This is a genomic window from Pseudomonas juntendi (assembly GCF_009932375.1).
Taxonomy (GTDB): Bacteria; Pseudomonadota; Gammaproteobacteria; order Pseudomonadales; family Pseudomonadaceae; genus Aquipseudomonas; species Aquipseudomonas juntendi.
Window position 1 is genome coordinate 21,288 of sequence record NZ_BLJG01000068.1, and the last position, 16,361, is coordinate 37,648.

Annotated in this window: 23 protein-coding genes and 1 tRNA gene; 9 read left to right on the top strand and 15 right to left on the bottom strand. The window is 58.7% G+C overall.

Annotated features, from left to right (window positions below):
• Positions 1-19 precede the first annotated feature (19 nt).
• The 3 genes from GYA94_RS10230 to GYA94_RS10240 form a co-directional block, all read right to left on the bottom strand.
• Positions 20-1,087: a phosphotransferase family protein gene (locus GYA94_RS10230; RefSeq protein WP_161892263.1), complete on the bottom strand. Its 1,068-nt coding sequence runs from the start codon at positions 1,085-1,087 to the stop codon at positions 20-22.
• Between the two features lie 203 nt (positions 1,088-1,290).
• A complete protein-coding gene (locus GYA94_RS10235; protein WP_009682121.1) occupies positions 1,291-1,608 on the bottom strand; it encodes an SCP2 sterol-binding domain-containing protein in 318 nt (105 codons plus the stop codon).
• 56 nt (positions 1,609-1,664) lie between these two features.
• Positions 1,665-2,375 (bottom strand): histidine phosphatase family protein, encoded by a 711-nt coding sequence (locus GYA94_RS10240; RefSeq protein WP_161892264.1) that lies wholly within the window; start codon positions 2,373-2,375, stop codon positions 1,665-1,667.
• Positions 2,376-2,808: 433 nt separating this feature from the next.
• Between GYA94_RS10240 and GYA94_RS10245 the strand changes: the two genes are divergently transcribed.
• The 9 genes from GYA94_RS10245 (at position 2,809) to GYA94_RS10285 (ending at position 11,432) form a co-directional block, all read left to right on the top strand.
• On the top strand, positions 2,809-4,083 hold the full coding sequence (locus tag GYA94_RS10245; RefSeq protein ID WP_060517180.1) for a tyrosine-type recombinase/integrase: 1,275 nt from the start codon (positions 2,809-2,811) through the stop codon (positions 4,081-4,083).
• Between the two features lie 81 nt (positions 4,084-4,164).
• Positions 4,165-4,575: a hypothetical protein gene (locus tag GYA94_RS10250; protein WP_060517182.1), complete on the top strand. Its 411-nt coding sequence runs from the start codon at positions 4,165-4,167 to the stop codon at positions 4,573-4,575.
• A gap of 341 nt (positions 4,576-4,916) precedes the next feature.
• Complete coding sequence (locus tag GYA94_RS10255) at positions 4,917-5,594, top strand: HNH endonuclease (RefSeq protein WP_060517184.1); 678 nt, start codon at positions 4,917-4,919, stop codon at positions 5,592-5,594.
• A gap of 161 nt (positions 5,595-5,755) precedes the next feature.
• Positions 5,756-6,046, top strand: coding sequence for a hypothetical protein (locus tag GYA94_RS10260; RefSeq protein ID WP_060517186.1), 291 nt, complete (start codon positions 5,756-5,758; stop codon positions 6,044-6,046).
• A 209-nt stretch (positions 6,047-6,255) separates the two neighbouring features.
• Positions 6,256-6,654 carry a hypothetical protein gene (locus GYA94_RS10265; RefSeq protein ID WP_060517188.1) on the top strand — a complete coding sequence of 133 codons (399 nt, stop codon included), beginning with the start codon at positions 6,256-6,258 and terminating at the stop codon, positions 6,652-6,654.
• A 46-nt stretch (positions 6,655-6,700) separates the two neighbouring features.
• Positions 6,701-7,993, top strand: coding sequence for an Ig-like domain-containing protein (locus GYA94_RS10270; protein ID WP_060517190.1), 1,293 nt, complete (start codon positions 6,701-6,703; stop codon positions 7,991-7,993).
• Positions 7,994-9,062: 1,069 nt separating this feature from the next.
• Positions 9,063-10,088 (top strand): protease SohB, encoded by a 1,026-nt coding sequence (gene sohB / locus GYA94_RS10275; protein ID WP_009682123.1) that lies wholly within the window; start codon positions 9,063-9,065, stop codon positions 10,086-10,088.
• A 153-nt stretch (positions 10,089-10,241) separates the two neighbouring features.
• A tRNA-Cys gene (locus tag GYA94_RS10280) sits at positions 10,242-10,315 on the top strand.
• A gap of 139 nt (positions 10,316-10,454) precedes the next feature.
• Positions 10,455-11,432 carry a site-specific integrase gene (locus GYA94_RS10285; RefSeq protein WP_070086140.1) on the top strand — a complete coding sequence of 326 codons (978 nt, stop codon included), beginning with the start codon at positions 10,455-10,457 and terminating at the stop codon, positions 11,430-11,432.
• On the opposite strand, the gene GYA94_RS10290 is transcribed toward GYA94_RS10285, so the two are convergent.
• From GYA94_RS10290 to GYA94_RS10340, 12 genes are all read right to left on the bottom strand, one after another.
• Entirely contained in the window at positions 11,429-11,674 is a 246-nt protein-coding gene (locus GYA94_RS10290; RefSeq protein ID WP_070086141.1) for a helix-turn-helix transcriptional regulator, read from the bottom strand. The two genes, GYA94_RS10285 and GYA94_RS10290, sit on opposite strands and share 4 nt — an antisense overlap.
• Before the next feature lie 10 nt (positions 11,675-11,684).
• On the bottom strand, positions 11,685-11,861 hold the full coding sequence (locus tag GYA94_RS27660) for a hypothetical protein (protein ID WP_167524221.1): 177 nt from the start codon (positions 11,859-11,861) through the stop codon (positions 11,685-11,687).
• A 38-nt stretch (positions 11,862-11,899) separates the two neighbouring features.
• Positions 11,900-12,451, bottom strand: coding sequence for a hypothetical protein (locus GYA94_RS10295; RefSeq protein ID WP_161892265.1), 552 nt, complete (start codon positions 12,449-12,451; stop codon positions 11,900-11,902).
• A gap of 102 nt (positions 12,452-12,553) precedes the next feature.
• Positions 12,554-12,784: a hypothetical protein gene (locus GYA94_RS10300; RefSeq protein WP_161892266.1), complete on the bottom strand. Its 231-nt coding sequence runs from the start codon at positions 12,782-12,784 to the stop codon at positions 12,554-12,556.
• A gap of 46 nt (positions 12,785-12,830) precedes the next feature.
• Entirely contained in the window at positions 12,831-13,181 is a 351-nt protein-coding gene (locus tag GYA94_RS10305; RefSeq protein WP_161892267.1) for a hypothetical protein, read from the bottom strand.
• Positions 13,178-13,570, bottom strand: coding sequence for a DUF2591 domain-containing protein (locus tag GYA94_RS10310; RefSeq protein ID WP_161892268.1), 393 nt, complete (start codon positions 13,568-13,570; stop codon positions 13,178-13,180). Before GYA94_RS10310 ends, GYA94_RS10305 begins: the two co-directional genes overlap by 4 nt.
• Positions 13,567-13,872 (bottom strand): phiTE_015 family protein, encoded by a 306-nt coding sequence (locus GYA94_RS10315; protein ID WP_161892269.1) that lies wholly within the window; start codon positions 13,870-13,872, stop codon positions 13,567-13,569. The genes GYA94_RS10310 and GYA94_RS10315 overlap by 4 nt, the downstream gene beginning before the upstream one ends.
• A complete protein-coding gene (locus GYA94_RS10320; RefSeq protein WP_161892270.1) occupies positions 13,872-14,141 on the bottom strand; it encodes a hypothetical protein in 270 nt (89 codons plus the stop codon). The genes GYA94_RS10315 and GYA94_RS10320 overlap by 1 nt, the downstream gene beginning before the upstream one ends.
• Complete coding sequence (locus GYA94_RS10325; RefSeq protein ID WP_255326918.1) at positions 14,141-14,563, bottom strand: hypothetical protein; 423 nt, start codon at positions 14,561-14,563, stop codon at positions 14,141-14,143. Before GYA94_RS10325 ends, GYA94_RS10320 begins: the two co-directional genes overlap by 1 nt.
• Before the next feature lie 79 nt (positions 14,564-14,642).
• Complete coding sequence (locus tag GYA94_RS10330; protein ID WP_161892272.1) at positions 14,643-15,320, bottom strand: Lar family restriction alleviation protein; 678 nt, start codon at positions 15,318-15,320, stop codon at positions 14,643-14,645.
• A gap of 50 nt (positions 15,321-15,370) precedes the next feature.
• On the bottom strand, positions 15,371-16,096 hold the full coding sequence (locus GYA94_RS10335) for a hypothetical protein (protein WP_161892273.1): 726 nt from the start codon (positions 16,094-16,096) through the stop codon (positions 15,371-15,373).
• Positions 16,093-16,361 (bottom strand): hypothetical protein (locus GYA94_RS10340; protein ID WP_255326919.1); only part of this gene is annotated, 269 nt, incomplete at its 5' end. The genes GYA94_RS10340 and GYA94_RS10335, both read right to left, overlap by 4 nt.

Consider the following 16,361-nt stretch of genomic DNA (forward strand, 5'->3'; position numbering starts at 1 on the left):
GATCCGTGGTGGGCGGGGCTCAAAGGCTGGACTTGGCGATGACCTGCAGGGTCATCTGTTCCAGCAAGCGGTTCATGTGGATGAACTGGGCGAAGCGCTTGTCCTGGGTCTGGCCGTGGTAGTAGCGGTAGTAGATCTGCTGGACGATGCCGGCCAGGCGGAACAGGCCGTAGCAGTAGTAGAAATCGAAGTTTTCCAGGCGAATTCCGGCCCGCTCGGCGTAGTAGTCAACGAACTGCCGACGGCTGAGCATCCCTGGTGCATTGCTGGGTTGGCGGCGCATGAGTTGCACTGGGGCCGGGTCACCGGCTTCGATCCAGTAGGCGAGGCTGTTGCCCAGGTCCATCAAAGGGTCACCCAGGGTGGCCATTTCCCAATCCAGTACACCGATGATGCGCATAGGGTTGTCCGCGTCGAGGATCACGTTGTCGAAGCGGTAATCGTTGTGCACGATGCCGGGCCGCGGGTGGTCGGCGGGCATTTTCTCGTGCAGCCAGGCGGTCACGTGTTGCCAGTGCGGCGCATCCGGTGTCAGGGCCTTCTCGTAACGGTTGGTCCAGCCTTCTACCTGGCGCTGCACGTAGCCTTCCGGCTTGCCCAGGTCGGCCAGGCCGCAGGCGCTGTAGTCCACCTGGTGCAGTTCGACCAGCCGATCAATGAAGCTTTTGCACAAGGTTTCGGTGCGCTCGGCATCCAGCTTGAGTTCAGCCGGAATGTCCGAGCGCAGGATGACGCCCTTGACCCGTTCCATCACATAGAATTCGCTGCCGATCAGGCCGGTGTCGGTGCAGTGTACGTAGGCCTTTGGGCAGTACGGGAAGCCGCTGTTCAGTTGGTTAAGGATGCGGAACTCGCGGCCCATGTCGTGGGCGGATTTGGCCTTCTGGCCGAACGGCGGGCGGCGCAGCACCAGGTCGCGACCAGGGTAGCTGACCAGGTAGGTGAGGTTGGAAGCGCCGCCCGGAAACTGGCTGATGCTGGGCTGGCCATCAAGGCCGGCGATGTTGGCCTTCAGATAAGGATCGATGACGCCCGCGTCGAGCTCTTCGCCGGGGCGTGCCTGGGTGGACTGGTCGGTGAGCGTCATGCGTTTTCCTTATTCTCGATCGCAGGAACTATTGGCTAATCTAATGGCCTGCCCGTTATGGAACAAGCGTCCCAGGTGCGTAATAGGTCGGGGTGTTGCTGTACGATCAGCTGCCTTGATGCAGCCATTGATGGGTTGGGCAGGCGAAAAAAAAACCGAAGCCGGTCAGGCTTCGGTTTTCGATCATGCGCTGTTCCCGGCCTTCAGGATGGGAACAGTTCGCTCAACTTCATCGACAACATCATGTCGCCTTCTACGCGCAGCTTGCCGCCCATGAAGGCCTGCATGCCGTCGGTTTCGCCACTGACGATGCCCTTCAGGGTTTCGCTGTCCATCACCAGGGTGCAGTTGGCATCCGGGTTTTCACCTTCCTGCAGTTCGCAGGTGCCGTCCTTGACGATCAGTGCGTAGTGTTTGTCTTCATCGGTGATGTTGAAGCCGAACACCAGGTCCAGGCCGGCGGCAGCGGATGGGTTGAACTTCTCTTGCATCTTTTTGACGGCATCAGCTACGGAGGTCATGGCGCATTCCTTATTGAGTGATTTACACGTCCCCGCAGGGACATAACTAGCCGGCTTTATCGGTAAGTGACAAGCTCCGGCGCCCTCAACAGCTGCACATGGGCCTGGCTGTTGAAGGAAGCCAACGCCACGTCGCGGCCGCGAAACTTCAGCTGGCTGAGCGACGTGTTGATGATCTGCCAGTTCAGCGCGAACGCCTGGCTGGGGGTGATACGGGTCACCAGGTGGAGCAGGGCAGCAATGGTGCCCCCCGAGGTGAAGATAGCGATGTTGTCGCCGCTGCCGGCTGCATCCAGCACGCGTTGCAGGCCGGCGTGCACACGGCCGGTGAAGGCCTGCCAGGTTTCCAGGTCATCGTCGCCGTGCTCGCCATCGTGCCAGCGCTGCACCATCAGTGCGAACAGGCGCTGGAACTCGCTGCGGTGCTCGGCACCGTTGCGCAGCACCTGCAGCGCATCGGGCTCTGCCGGCAGCAGCCCAGGCAGCATGGCCCGGATAACACCGTCGGCATCGAACTCGTTGAACGCCACGTCGGTCTCTACAGCGGGTACCGGGCAACCCGTGGCGTGCAAGGCCTGCAGCGCCAGGCGCGCGGTGTCCTGCTGGCGGCGCAGGTCCCCAGCTACGCAGCGGTCCAGCCGCACGCCGAGTTGGGCCAGGTGTTCGCCCAGCGCCAGGCTCTGACGTTCGCCCACTGGCGAAAGTACGTCGTAGTCAGCGGCACCGAAAGAGGCTTGGCCGTGTCGGATCAGGTAGAGGTTGCCCACGGAAGGTTCCGGCCTGTAGGAGGTTGCTGCGAGGTTAGGACGCGGCACAGAGGCTGTCAACGAAAAACATACAAGCGTTTGAAAAGGTTGTTTGAAAGATGTTGCCAGCGTTTGCGTACGCTGGCAGCACGCCAGATGCACCGGTATGCTTGCAACAGTTACGCGCCGTGATGGCGCTGGTATTTAAGGAGTCAACGTGGAGTTTCTTGCCAACTGTCCTTGATCTCGGGTAAAGCCAAGCAACACGGGGCTTCCACCCAAAATGACCATCCACACCGTTGAATCCAGCGTCACAAATCGTCCCAACGTGTCACAAATCGCAGTGCCCTACGTCTACCGTAGAGCCTCGGGTCGATATCACCTCCGAGTCCGCCTCAAGGGCTGCCACACTTCCTGTACGATCTCGCTCAAGACCGCTAATCGACCCGCTGCCATGACTACTGCCAAGCACCTCCTACAGACCCTCAAGGCGTTCCACCTCGACAACCCTGAGGCATCGTGGGAGGAACTACGGGACAACCTTCGGGACATCGCTGAGGAAGCCTTAGGCAATCCTCAAGGGGACGCCTACGGACTGGTCTTGTCGGAGGTCTCTGAGAACCTCGCTGAGATCGCTCATACTACGCCGATGGGGTTAGCCCAGGCGAAGGCTGTCTTGATGGCTCAGCGGGTTCTGAGGGCTGCTGAGGGGCGCCACTCAGGGGATCTCCGTGAGCTGGTGGGGCTACTTGAGGGAGACCTTAAGACTTCTATAGGAAAGGACTATCAGTTCGATCCTGTCGATAGGCATGAGCCTGTCCCCGTCCCTATCTGTATTACTGATGACACCAAGGCCACCTTCCAGTCTCTCTATGACGCCTTCAAGGCTGAGCGGGGCGGGGACCTGTCGGCCAACACCTTGAAGAACTGGGAGAGCTGCACCAAGACCATCGCAGGGCATCTCAAGGACGCCGATATGGCGAAGCACTCAAGGGCCACCTTCGTGGGCCTTCGTGACGCTCTGTTAGCTGATGGACGTAAGCCATCCTCTGTTAACAAGATCATGACCCATGCTTCCTCTGTCGTTGGCTGGGCAGTGGCTACGGGTCTCATTGAGCGTGACTACTCCAAGAAGCTGCTCATTGCCAAAGGTTCCGAGAGCGACCGCATAGCCTTCATCAAGGACCACCTGAAGGCTCTCCGTGACTGGGCTGTGAGCAGCCTCGGGGAGGACTGGAAGGCATCTGTTATTGCTCTTGGGGTCGCCACTGGGGCCCGCATTGGGGAGATTCACCAGCTCACGGGCAGTGACATCTATAAGGCTAATGGCCATTGGGTTATGGACATCAATGACAAGGACGGGAAGACCCTGAAGAACTCTTTCAGTCGTCGCACAGTGCCGTTGCTTGGCATCCCCGAGGATCACCTTGAGAGGCTCTCGCAGACCCAAGGGCGGTTGTTCTCCCAGTCTAAAAGTGGCTTCGATCAGCTCACCAATCAGATCATCCGTGACTTATTGGGGACCAATACCGGGGAAGGGTTGTCGTTCCACTCGCTGAGGCACTCGATGGCGTCCGATCTGAAGGCCGCTGGCGTGTCTGTGGGCATAGCTCAGGCCATCTTGGGGCATAGCTCGGGGACTCTTGCGTTCGATCTCTACGGCGGCAATGCGGCGGCCTCAATGGCGCTCATGACGGATGCCTTGAGGCTGGCGCGAGGATGTTCATAGATTCGGCGAGTAACCGAGGTCTTCCTCTCGCCAGAGTGATGTCTTAATGATACTGTTCTGTGGTTTTTAAGGAGATTGCAGATGCGTAATGGAACAATCGGATTGGTGAGTGCTATCTCTCTTTTCCTCAGTTTTTCGGCTGCTGCTGGGACCAATTGGATTAGTCTTGGATCAACCAATGATGGTCTTAAATGGGAAGGAAAGCCCGGCTCATTTGAGTTTACTACGACTAAAAATAAAGCTGCCGTTGCGCTCATAGCAGGGCGAGTGGTTAACTCAAAGACTTCTGACATACAATTGTATAAGTGGTATGTGTCGGTTGCGGATTGCAATAATAATATGGGAAAGCTTGTAAGTTTGAGTGTTGGTGGTGAGTACGAGTTTGATAGCGATTTCATGTTTGGGAGTGGGAACGTCTCTTCCAGTATTGCTGAGTTTATTTGCGCCGTGGCTGACGATAGTATTAAAAAGGCAAGTGGTAAAAGTCTGTAAGCTGGAGTCCTTGCGGGCCGCCCTGAGCATGACCTGCTGCTCGTGGCGACTCAGGTGGCCCGAGCGGCTGTGGCTGGCTTGAAGAACTCAAGCAACGCCATTTTTAACTTCCATCCGCAAGACCGGCTTCATCTCTACCGCGTTCCTACGTGAAATCTAATCGACTCGTTGAGTCCTGGCCTTGCTTCGGGAGCGCACGAGCGTGCCCGTAGAAAACTTCAAGATGCCCTGTAGGTCCCGTATTTGTTGGTCGAGCTGACTGTGACCATAGCCGTAGGATTTAAAACCCTCACTATTGCCACTACACCCAGTCACCAATCCACCAACACGGGAGACCACCAATGACGACACCAACCAAGATTCGCCTTCAAGGCACCAACGTGATGGCCTGCGTGCTACCACCGATAGAAGTCCTTGAGGCACGCTACAAGCTATCCAACGACCACGAAGGGATCGTAGCTCGTGACTTTAAACTCATTCCCGGCAAGACCCGCAGAGGGACCGTAGAGGGTGCCCCTGTGGGCTCCTACACCAATGGCTCACTACGACAGCAGGTAGAAGTCACTTGGATGGACGGCGAGACCAAGCACAAGATCCGTGTCCAGAAGGCCCGCATCGTTTATCGAATGGCTCACGGCTCGTTTGATGAGTCGCTTGTGATTGACCATATCGACGGTAATCCGAACAACAATCATCCAAACAATCTGCGACCGCTGACCTATCACGAGAATATGGGCAATCGTGTGGTGGGTCTTCAGGGTCGCAAGATGCCAAAGAAAGATACTGACCTTCCCGTTGGCGTGACCAGAGACAAGCATCACACCAAAGGCGAGCGATTCATTGGGAAGACGACCATCCGGGGAGTTACCCATCGGGCCTTCTTTGAGAACGCACGGGCTGCCCAACACTGGCTCGCTACCATCAGGGAAAGTCACCTTGGCGATGCTGCCCGAAAGGATACCCACGGGGTAATCATTGGAGCACCTCAGTGGAAGGTCATGAAGGCAAAGCAGGGTTAATAGCCCTACACCTATAGACACCCTCACTATTGCTAAGAGCAATCCCCAGACCCCTGTGAGATATACCTAAAGATCCCTCTTTAAGATCACCTTTGAGTCCATTGTCAATAGTTGTTATTCATTAATGACTATTGCCTTGGCTTCCCAATACAGGAGGCACTATGCGATTCCACTTTGTACTCGATGGTCTCTGTCATGAGCAGGCCAATTCGTTACTGTCTATCGAGTCAGCCATGACTGGCCGATCAGCAACCGCTGTGTTCAACCTAAAGACCCTTGATGTTTTCATCAATCGAACCCCAGAGAAAGCCAAGGCGTTTGTCTCGGACAGGCTGGGAGCTTTCCACATGGAGGCCTTTGAGGATCTACTGACTGCTACCAGTCTCGACCTGATCGACTTCTACCATGTAGTCAAAGGCGTCCCTGTGGTCCTCACAGCTCGCCACAAGTAACACAGCGACCGTCGCCACGGTTGTCCTTTCAGATGCCCTCTCAGGCTTGCCATGTCCTGTGATCCCGCATCAGCAATAACTACCCAAACCCCAGAACCTTTTGATCGACCTTGGAAGATGCCCATGAGGCTCCCTCCTTGGCCGTCTGGTCGTGCGCGTCTATGGCGCCAAGGTCGAATCAAAGGGTCGCCTATAGGAGATCCAAATCCATGAACATCACCATCACCAAAGTCCTGAAAGATGAAGTAACCGTGTCGGGCCAGCCTCTCAAACGTGAATACGTCGAGAACGTAATGCTGCCCTTGCTGATGGCCCAGTGTGGCCGGAACAACGGCGCTAAGTTCGGAGTGATCAAAGCTTTCGAGGAAGCCGGTCTGTCTCTCAAGGCCATCCAAGAGGACGCTTTGACCTACTTCGAGACCAAGCGGGAAAACAAAGCCGAACATGAGAAGCGCCTACAAGAAGTGCGTGAAGCTGCTGAGCGTTGCCGCGAAGACACCCCCCGTGAGATTGCCGAAGCGAAGGCCCAGCGCGAAGCCCGAGCCGCTGCCATCAAGGAGCACGGTATGCGTATGCGCGCTGCCTCCCGTGGCAACGCTGGCTGGTAATCCACGCACACACCTTCATTCAATCTAATTCAGGAGACCAATTCCCATGAAACCTAATCAATACGTCAAGCCGTCCACCTACACCACTGCCGTTTTCAACGACACTCCGGGCCATGAGGCTGGGTCGATCCGCTTCAACGCTGGTGACATCCGAAGCGAGACCGAAGCGGCCACCGATCCGTCTGTCTATGTGCAGGCCCTCGTGGAGGCCGCTGAGGACTATTTGAACGGTGATGAGTGGCGAGAGGCTGCCATGGAGGCAACCCCTTGTGAGTTCCGTCCGGCTGGCTCTGAGGCCACTGGTCAACAAATCATCGCCATGGCTGACCGTACCGTCACCTTCGACCCTCGCAAGAACTGGGATAACCAAACCATCAGCAAAGGCGAAGTCCTGGCCGGGTCTGTGATCTTCACGGAGCGAACCGATACCGCTCTGGTCATCAGCCATCGTGCAACCATCCTCGATCACCACATTCAGGCCGGTTGGACTGTAGGGTCCTTGGCTCAGACCGCTGACAAGATGCTTCGTGACATCGAGCTTAGTGCCGCTGGGAGCATCGCTAAGATCCTCTCGGACGCTCCAAGTACCGAAATGTTCTCTGAGGCCAAGCCAACCGGCAAGCCCGTAGAGATCGCTGAGGATCTTATCGACCTCTTGACGACCCACATCAACCAGACCGTAGGCACCTCGTTGTCTGACTTCGTGGTCCTGTTGCCTGTGAGCCTCGTGGCCGTTCTTGAGCGTGCTGCCCAGCGTGCTGGCGTGGGTGACATTGAGGACCTCATTGGCGCCTCTGTGCAGCTTTATAGCGGTGCTGACTATGGCCTGTTCTTGCTGCCCAAGTACTTCACCTCGCTGAGCTACCGTGAGAACCGTGAGGGTGACATCTGGAAGATCCAAGCGACCCGCAACGCAAATGCTCAAGGTTGGGATTTTGAGATCGGCACCGTGGTGGACATCGTGGCTAACGGCAAGGTCAAGGTGAAGCTGACCGCCGATGGTCTCCAGACCGAGATGGTGGACTTTCCGATGATCACTCGCATCAGCTTCGATAATTCACCCGTGAAGGTGAGAGTCGTGTTCTTCAAGGACGCCTCTAAGAACCTCGCTGTAGGTGATTCGTACACCAACGTCCTGACCGTTGCCCCAAGCAATGCCGCCAACAAGGATGTCGTATGGACCATCTCTGATGACTCCGATGATGCTGGTGAGCCTGTGGCCTCTGTGTCTGCTACCGGGACCGTTAAGGCTCTCAAGGCAGGCAAGGCAATCATTACTGTGACAACCGTTGACGGTGGTTTCTCAGACTCCTATGTGTTGAACGTTACGGCTGCCTAAGAGCAACTGAAAGAAGCCCCGTAAGACCGGACCTAAAGAGGGACCGGCAGGGGCACGGCTTACGGATGCAGAAATTGCATTCGTTCCATCTCCCCGAAATTTCGTGAAGATACTCCGTAAAGAGGACGGTCCAGATTTGGGCTGTCCTATTCGCCCGTCGCTGGGCAAGCGCCAGCTTGATACTGGCATCACCCAATCAATCGTAGAGTCTTCCTGTTTGTTCCTTCATGCCACCGTCCAGAACCTTTGTCGGGTCTCTGCGCTGGACAGTTGAAGCTACCCAAAGGCAAACAACCGGGTAAGTGGGTAGACACCAATAAGGCCAAGGCGCCCCACAAGAACACCCAGAAGGGACTACGTGCTGCCGTAAAGAAGGGCAACCTGACCCCGCAGAGAGCCGCTGAGCTGGGCTTGAAGACCATCTAATAAAATTCTTTATTGCAATGCTTTGGGGGGCTAAGATCTGGGATCTGCTTCTTGAGCAACGCAGGGCCGCCAATGAGTTGCACACTGTGTTACACCTTCAAAAATAAGCGTGTCGTGACCAAGATAGCGGTTCAGTCTCTGACCCCTCATGCAGCATTGTGCTTTGCGTTGCTTCAATCTGGAGCATGCAGTGAATCGCCAGATGAAGGATGGCCAAAGGATTATGAGGGCCTGCTTGAAGTAGCTAAACAGCATGGCCTCACTGACATTCGGTTCCACAGATCCCTTTCTTAATCACCCGGAGAACCTCATGGACACGCTACACGCTGCCTACTGGGTCTGCGTGGCTGTTCATGTGGCCTTCTGGCTATACGCTCGCTTCAAGGGCCCCTGATGAAAATCTGATAGAAAAATCTGAGAGACCACCTCATTGCTTCTACTCACCGAGGTTCCCCCGTGTGGCCCTCATGGGCTCGCTCTGGGGCGATAAGGCCCCTCGTGCGCAGGCGAAAAGGCCCCAGAAGGGTGCCCAAAAGGTCCGCCGCTGAGCCTGCCTCAAATGCTTCGGAATGTCACAAGACCGTACCAAAGTGTCACAAGCCATGGTAGCGTAGCCCTTTAATTCCGGGCATTGAGGACAACTGTGGAGTTTCTTGCCGAATACGCAAGCTTTCTCGCCAAAACCGCCACCCTGGTCATCGCCATTCTGGTGGTGTTATCGGCCATCGCCGGGCTGCGTGGCAAAGGGCGGCGCAAATCGGGTGGGCAGTTGCAGGTCACCCGTCTGAACGAGTTCTACAAGGACCTGCGCGAGCGCCTGGAATCCGGCTTGCTCGACAAGGCCCAGCTAAAGGCGCTGCGCAAGCAGCAGGCCAAGGCGGAGAAACAACAGAAGAAGGGCAAAGGCAAGGCCGACGAGCAGGGCCGCGTGTTCGTCCTGGACTTCGATGGCGACATCAAGGCCTCGGCCACTGAAAGCCTGCGCAATGAAATCACTGCGCTGCTGACCCTCGCCACCGCACGCGATGAAGTGGTACTGCGCCTGGAAAGCGGCGGTGGTCTGGTGCACAGCTACGGCCTGGCCGCCTCCCAGCTGGCGCGCATTCGCCAGGCAGGCATCCCGCTGACCGTGTGCATCGACAAGGTGGCTGCCAGCGGTGGTTACATGATGGCCTGTATCGGCGACAAGATCGTCAGTGCGCCATTCGCCGTACTGGGTTCGATCGGCGTGGTGGCGCAATTGCCCAACGTCAATCGCTTGCTGAAGAAACACGACATCGATTTCGAGGTGCTGACCGCTGGCGAATACAAGCGCACCTTGACCGTATTCGGCGAAAACACCGAGAAAGGCCGGGAGAAGTTCCAGGAAGACCTCGACATCACCCACCAGTTGTTCAAGGACTTCGTTGCCCGCTATCGCCCGCAATTGCACATTGACGAAGTGGCTACCGGTGAAGTGTGGCTAGGTGTGGCGGCCCTGAACCGCCAGTTGGTGGATACCTTGCAGACCAGCGACGAGTACCTGAGCGAACGTGCCCGCAACGCCAACCTGTTCCACCTGCACTATGCCGAGCGTAAAAGCCTGCAGGAGCGAATCGGCGTGGCAGCCAGTGGCGCGGTAGAGAACACCTTGGTGGGTTTGTGGAGTAAACTCGGCCGCCTGCGCTAACACCTTGAACCCGTTGAAATTTTTTTTCGTTGAGGGGGTTGCAAGGTTAAAAGAATGAAGACATAATGGCGCCCATCGAAACGCAGCGAACTTTGAAAAAGGTTCAGTGTTTCAAGGGGATAGCAAAGCGCAAGCTGCTATGTCCGACTTTGAGGCCGAGTAGCAAAGTGGTTATGCTCCGGATTGCAAATCCGTCTACGCCGGTTCGATTCCGACCTCGGCCTCCACCATTCGAAAGCCCCGCAGCCCTTGAGGTTGCGGGGCTTTTTTAATGCCTGCGGATTGACCCCGCCACCTGCATTTGGGACAAATTTGGGACAGCAAAGTAAATTGCGTGTCCCCTCTGTCCCCGGCAAAATCCGGTGCATGGCTACCTACGAACAGCGCCCAGGCGGCGCATGGCGGGCAAAGATCCGCCGCAAAGGATACCCGCAACTGTCTGCGACTTTCGATACAAAGGCCGAGGCCCAGCGCTGGGCAGCCGAGATCGAGGGTGATATGTCGCGGGCGCGCTTCGTTGACATGCGGGAGGCAGAGCGCACGACCCTGGCCGAGGCCTTGGACCGTTACGCCCGGGAGATCACTGCGTCGAAGAAAGGCGCGAAGCAGGAGATGACCCGGATCAACAAGTGGAAGAAGCACGCGCTGGCCGACAAAGGACTGGCTGCGCTGAAATCCAGCGACTTTGCTTTATATAGGGATGGTGAGCTCAAGGAGGGGAAGTCCACGGCCACGGTACGGCTTGACCTGGCCATCATCAGCCACCTGTTCACGGTGGCAATCAAGGACTGGGGTATTCAGGGGCTGAGCAACCCGGTGATGAAGCTGCGGATGCCCAAGGGGGCAAAAGAGCGGGATCGACGACCGCAAAGCTTCGAGCTCACGGCGGTGATCGAGAAGGCGGGGGAGATTCACGCCGAAATGCCGGCGATCATCCAGATAGCTGTGGAGACAGCCATGCGCCGCAGCGAGCTGCTGGGCCTGCGCCGCGAGAACGTCAAAGGCAAGCATGTGCTGCTTGAGGACACAAAGAACGGAAGTCGTCGACTCGTGCCGCTATCCACCAAGGCCAGGGCGCTGCTTGATGGCCTGCCTGCGCGCCTGGATGGCCGAGTGTTCTCGCTGGCACCTCACTCGGTCAGTCAGTACTTCAACCGAGCCTGCAAAGCTGCCGCGGTCAAAGACCTGCACTTCCACGACCTGCGACATGAAGGCACATCGCGGCTGTTCGAGAAAGGGTTGTCCCTGATGGAGGTGGCCAGCATCACCGGGCACCGAACCTTGTCGATGCTCCGGCGATACACGCATCTTTGCCCTGACTCCCTGGCCGACAAGCTGGGTTAACGCACACTGGCAAGCGTCGGCGGGGCCTGGCGCTTCCGCCCGGGCTTTGCCGGGGTGTGCAGGCCCTGCTCAAACTCTTCCAGAAACTTGCGGACGGTGGCGACCCGCCAACACACCCGCTTTCCCTGTTTGAAGAACGGCGGGAGCCAGCTCGCCCCGTCCTGGCGTGCACTGCGGATTGATGATTCAGTTCGGCCGAGCATCTTCGCCAGCTCGGGAACGTGGATGATTTCTTGCTCCATCTGTGCCTCCTTAGGCCAAGAAGTGGTGCCCTACCTTCGCCGCCCGGGCGGCTTCCTCGGTGCGGAAAATGAGCTTGGTTTTGCCTCGACGGCCTTCCGATTCGTACTCGGCCGATACCCACCAGTGGCCGAACTTGCGGTACGGCTCGCCGAGGATCTTCGTGAAGTAGCAGTCGATCAGGTTCATGGATGGTCTCCACGCCGCCGGTGGCGGCATGTTGGTGGTCAGGCCAGCAGTACTTCCCGCACGACTTCCCAGAGTCGAGCTGCGGGCCACTGGTAGCGGTCGAAGTCGGTGTCAGGCTGGATGCCGTAGCGGCAGGTGGAGTGGGCGCCGGCAGGGTATTCGCCGCGCTTTTGCATGATGGTAGCCACGCGGCCATCACCGCCAGGCTCGGTACGGTGGTACTCGTACGCCCTGGTGGTGTACACATCGCCCGAGGCAATGGTGCATGTTGAGTGGTGCACCATGTTAGCCCTGCCGTCTGGGGTCCACGGTCTACTGCCGCCAGTCTGCCGCGCGCCCTCGTGCAGATAGAGAACGAATTCACCGTCTTCCAGGCGGCGCATGTCGTAGCAGTGGTTGATCTGTTTCCCGACCAAGATCCGCGATACGAAGTTGAAGCGGTGGTCGTGGATGGCAGAGTGCTCGAAGCAGCTGCGTCGGGGCAGTTCTGGGTGCCAAACGTGCAGGCGCTGCTCACCCTGCAGCTGGACCTGGACGAAGCCCAGGCCGTGGAGCGTGATTTTGTCCGTCATCACGTCGTCGATGATCATGGCAATAGCTCTCCATGCCCGCGCATGTCGGCGGGCTTGAGTAGTGGGCAGGGATCACCATTTTGTCGGGCTCGACAATATGGCTTGAGTTGTAGGAGGGGGTTAACGCTTTTCGAGGTCGGTGGTGACGGCTTCGACAATCACAGGTCCGAGGATGCGCGTGGTGGCGACGTGATCCTTGAAGACCCTATTCAGTCGCCCAATCGCCGCTTCGCGTGCTTGGCGGTAGACCTGGTCCAAGGTGCAGTCGGGCCCCCATGATCCGAGACTCGTCATCTCGATGGTGATGGTGACCTTTGCGCCGGTGCTGGTTCGTGCGTGCGGCTTGCTCATCGCGGCCCCCTGTAGATCAGGTAGGCCATGTACATCAGGGGCAGGATCATTGCTGCTTCTCCTGTGCGCGGCGTGAAACGCCTTCCATGATGGCGATCGACATGCGCCGCCGCTCTTGCACCGCGGGGCTGTCGGGGTCGTAGTTGGGTCCAAGGTATGATTTTGGATATTTGGCCATGGCGCTCTTCACTCGCATGAAGTTCTCGTCGCGCTGCCAGAGGCTGCTCCAGACCAGAATCGGTTTCTTGCCCTTTTGCTCGCCCTCGGCCAGCTTCCAAATGGCCTGGCGATCGAAGGTCATGAGCATGTCCATCGCGCACACGGCCAGGCGCAGCTCGTCGTACTCGGGGCGCTCGCCGGATCGCGCGGCCTCGATGATCTCGCCAAGGGTTCTCATGGCATCAGCTCCTTCGGCACCTGAACGGTATTGCCGAGCGTGTGGGCGACAATGGCGCGGCATGCTGCCGGCAATGGCAGATCAGCACCCTGGGCCACGTCCTTGCCGTTTTCGGTTATCCAGGCTGCCCAGTAGTGCCACTCTGGCTGTGGGCAGTGGAGGCTTACGTTGTGCTTCTGCATGACCGGCCCGCCCACCGCCCAGTCTTCCCACGGGTTGTAGCGCTTGGTGTGCTCGATGGCCTGGCCCTGGTACCGGGCGAACACCCGCCACGGGTTGCCGTATTCCGGCGGGGCCAGGAACACGTCCAGGCCCTCCGCCTTGCCTACAGCCCACCCAAGTGCTTCGTCGGCTAGGTCGGCCGTCTTCACTTCGATCAGGTCGGTCATGGCGCCACCTTCAGGCCCCGGGCCTCAATCGCCTTGCGCACGTCGCGGATGTAGGCCGCCTCGTTGAAGCTGCCGCCTTCCACATCGTCGAACTCTTCGCGGTAGGCCTCGGCTGCTCGGTCCGGCATCTGAACCACCACATCCTCGCGGGAGGCCTGCCAGGCCCACCATGCAGATTGAACGGATGGGATCATGTACTCGCCGTCATCGCCGCGTGTAAGCACTTCCGGGCAGAAGCGGCCATTCCGGGCCGTGCTCTTGGCTGCATATGCCGCTTCGAACTGCTCGCGCATCTTGTCCATCACAGCTGATACCTCTCATCAATCCAGCGCCCAGGCGCCAGTGCGGGTGTAGGTTCGGGTTGTGTTTCGTGCGGGGAGAGCTGGCGCTGGTTGCCGGCGACTTGCGGCATCCAGACCTTCACGCAACTGATGGCGTTGTTCCCCAGCGAGTTCATGACGTAGCAGACGACACCGCGGGGTTTGTCCTCGAAGGACCAGACGCCTGACGGAAGTTCGGTTGCGCTGGCGCCGGTGGCCAGCAGCAGGAGGCAGAGGGCGAGTCGGGTCATCAGCAGTCCACCCAGTTCAGCTCTTTGATGTAGTCGCCGCCGGCGCACAGGTGCTCGTCGTCGATCGCTTCCAGATCCTTGATATCTGCCAGAGCGGCCTTGGCGCGCTCCAGAGCCAGCTCGGCATGGCTCAGCTGATGGCGTTTGCGGGCCTTGTAGCTGCGCAGCGCCTCCTCTTTGCCTGGGTAGGCGAACCTGCGCCAGGAGTCTTTCGATACGCGCTTGACGTTGCCCCAGACCTTCCCTGTGGCTTCCTGGCGCGCCATGGCATAGCCCTCGCTGCCTTCGGGCACAAGCCAGTAGCAGTGCTCGCTTTCGCGAATCACCACGTAGCGCCGGCACACGATCGTGACGCCTTCGGGGCCGATGGAATCGATGTAACGGAAATGGTCCGGCCAAGCCGGTTGCTTTTCTGCGGGCATGACTTCGTCCTTGGCCGCCATATCGCGGCAGTGAATAGAGGGGAGAGGGGTTACAGCGGGGTGGAGTACAAATGTGCTCTCAGTGCGATTTGCCTGAAAGCGCCTGGCGGGCAAGCTTCATAGCTTTCGTCGCGACGCCGTATTCATGGCCGATCAAGATGCACGGCTGAACCAATGATCGATTCCACTCAAGAAGCTGGGGGCCGATCAGCTCGAACCCTGGCTGTTCTTCCGTTCCTGTCGGCTCGGCGGTGTCCTCCAGAAACGCAATGATCTGCTTGCGCGGGTCATCACCTGGTTCCAGCCAGTTCGCAAGGCGAATGCTCGCGGTATGCAGCAGCCGGCGCGCTTGTTCGAGCTGGCCGCGCAACTCATCGCGCTCGTCGGCCGCCTTGCAATAGTTGCGGTGATGGCTTGCCTGCCAGTCCTTGAACTGCGCGGTGAGGCGTGCGATCTCGCTCGGGCTGTCGCATGGACCCAGCGGCACCATTGGCTCGCCCGTCTTCGCAGAATCCTGCTCAGCCCCTGGCTTATGCCACCAGATGGCAGTACCAACCATCCACGCTATCGGCTCGGCGTGGGGCTGCGGGGCTGGCTGGGCGCGCATGTTCCAGCCATCTAGTTTGTCTTCGTTGAACACCGGGGCTGACGCCAAGCATTCGGTGCATTCAACAAACCAGTCTGGATCTGGGCCGGCCGTGCAGCGCGAATCAGCTTTACCGCCGCAGAAGGGGCAGGGCAGCAGTTCGCTGATCATCTCTGTGTTGCTGGATCGGTTTTCTGTGGGCATGGGGATACCTCTGTATGTCACAAGGCCAGTTCTGTCTGGCTCTCGCGCTGCCAAATTGGGGAACTGGTGTGTGCTTCAATTCGGTCGGCTATAACGCTGGCGCGCTGACCGGCCGACGGCGGGGTGTACATGCCGAAGCGGCTTATGCTGCCGCCGTTGACCGCAGCGTTGGTGCTGTCGGCAGATGCCAGCGGCAGGCTCTGGAAGATTGCTGGGTCAAGCATTCGAAGGCCGTGCAGACGGCATTGAGGCCGCCCCTGGTCATCGCATATGGCGTCCATTGCGGCGCCCATGCGCTTCCACCAAGCTGCGGTGCCCGGCGAACGCCACTGGCCTGAGCTGCCCAAGGCGACCATGCGCCATGACTGAGCCAAGCGTTGCAGCCGCTCGATCGACTCGTGCATGTGCCAGACCGGCACGCCGGGCAGGTGGCCAGGCCATTGCTCGAGCAGCCGGTCGTTGGCGTCTTCGTCCCCGTCGATCACGTCAGGGATCAGGGCCCAGTCGAAGCCGGGGTGCCGATGCCAGTCATCCACCCAGCGGGTGTATCCATCGACATCGACCTGGCCGCCTTTCTTCCATACGGTGAACGCGCCGTTGTCGAAGACAAACGACTGGCAGGCCTCGGCGACGATGCCCATGTCGTCCTGCCGCGGGAATGGCACCAAGGCGTGCCGGCCGGCCAGCAGCCGAGCCGCGTCTTGCCGTGAGCCGCCGATAGGCGTGCCGTGGTAGTGAATCATCCGCTCAGCCTCACCGTTTCGATCTCGACGCCCTGGTGCAACGCCTTGATCACCTGGTCGCCACCGAATCGCTCGGCCAACTGGTCGGCGATCTGCTCGTGCCAACCCTGCTTGATCAGCGCGGTGGCGGTCTTGATGTGCTCGACGCGGATCATCGACTGGCTGCGTATCTCCAGGCTGTAGACGATCACCTCGGCATCGCTAGGGCAAACGGCGGTAAAGGTGTGGCGGTAGATGTTCATGGGCGATCCTCGCCGGGGAGGCG

Bases quoted from the DNA above. Each gene is read 5' to 3' on its own strand.
- GYA94_RS10230 (WP_161892263.1), bottom strand. From the start codon at position 1,087: ATGACGCTCACCGACCAGTCCACCCAGGCACGCCCCGGCGAAGAGCTC.
- GYA94_RS10235 (WP_009682121.1), bottom strand. From the start codon at position 1,608: ATGACCTCCGTAGCTGATGCCGTCAAAAAGATGCAAGAGAAGTTCAAC.
- GYA94_RS10245 (WP_060517180.1), top strand. From the start codon at position 2,809: ATGACTACTGCCAAGCACCTCCTACAGACCCTCAAGGCGTTCCACCTC.
- GYA94_RS10250 (WP_060517182.1), top strand. From the start codon at position 4,165: ATGCGTAATGGAACAATCGGATTGGTGAGTGCTATCTCTCTTTTCCTC.
- GYA94_RS10255 (WP_060517184.1), top strand. From the start codon at position 4,917: ATGACGACACCAACCAAGATTCGCCTTCAAGGCACCAACGTGATGGCC.
- GYA94_RS10260 (WP_060517186.1), top strand. From the start codon at position 5,756: ATGCGATTCCACTTTGTACTCGATGGTCTCTGTCATGAGCAGGCCAAT.
- GYA94_RS10265 (WP_060517188.1), top strand. From the start codon at position 6,256: ATGAACATCACCATCACCAAAGTCCTGAAAGATGAAGTAACCGTGTCG.
- GYA94_RS10270 (WP_060517190.1), top strand. From the start codon at position 6,701: ATGAAACCTAATCAATACGTCAAGCCGTCCACCTACACCACTGCCGTT.
- GYA94_RS10285 (WP_070086140.1), top strand. From the start codon at position 10,455: ATGGCTACCTACGAACAGCGCCCAGGCGGCGCATGGCGGGCAAAGATC.
- GYA94_RS10290 (WP_070086141.1), bottom strand. From the start codon at position 11,674: ATGGAGCAAGAAATCATCCACGTTCCCGAGCTGGCGAAGATGCTCGGC.
- GYA94_RS27660 (WP_167524221.1), bottom strand. From the start codon at position 11,861: ATGAACCTGATCGACTGCTACTTCACGAAGATCCTCGGCGAGCCGTAC.
- GYA94_RS10295 (WP_161892265.1), bottom strand. From the start codon at position 12,451: ATGATCATCGACGACGTGATGACGGACAAAATCACGCTCCACGGCCTG.
- GYA94_RS10300 (WP_161892266.1), bottom strand. From the start codon at position 12,784: ATGAGCAAGCCGCACGCACGAACCAGCACCGGCGCAAAGGTCACCATC.
- GYA94_RS10305 (WP_161892267.1), bottom strand. From the start codon at position 13,181: ATGAGAACCCTTGGCGAGATCATCGAGGCCGCGCGATCCGGCGAGCGC.
- GYA94_RS10310 (WP_161892268.1), bottom strand. From the start codon at position 13,570: ATGACCGACCTGATCGAAGTGAAGACGGCCGACCTAGCCGACGAAGCA.
- GYA94_RS10315 (WP_161892269.1), bottom strand. From the start codon at position 13,872: ATGGACAAGATGCGCGAGCAGTTCGAAGCGGCATATGCAGCCAAGAGC.
- GYA94_RS10320 (WP_161892270.1), bottom strand. From the start codon at position 14,141: ATGACCCGACTCGCCCTCTGCCTCCTGCTGCTGGCCACCGGCGCCAGC.
- GYA94_RS10325 (WP_255326918.1), bottom strand. From the start codon at position 14,563: ATGCCCGCAGAAAAGCAACCGGCTTGGCCGGACCATTTCCGTTACATC.
- GYA94_RS10330 (WP_161892272.1), bottom strand. From the start codon at position 15,320: ATGATCAGCGAACTGCTGCCCTGCCCCTTCTGCGGCGGTAAAGCTGAT.
- GYA94_RS10335 (WP_161892273.1), bottom strand. From the start codon at position 16,096: ATGATTCACTACCACGGCACGCCTATCGGCGGCTCACGGCAAGACGCG.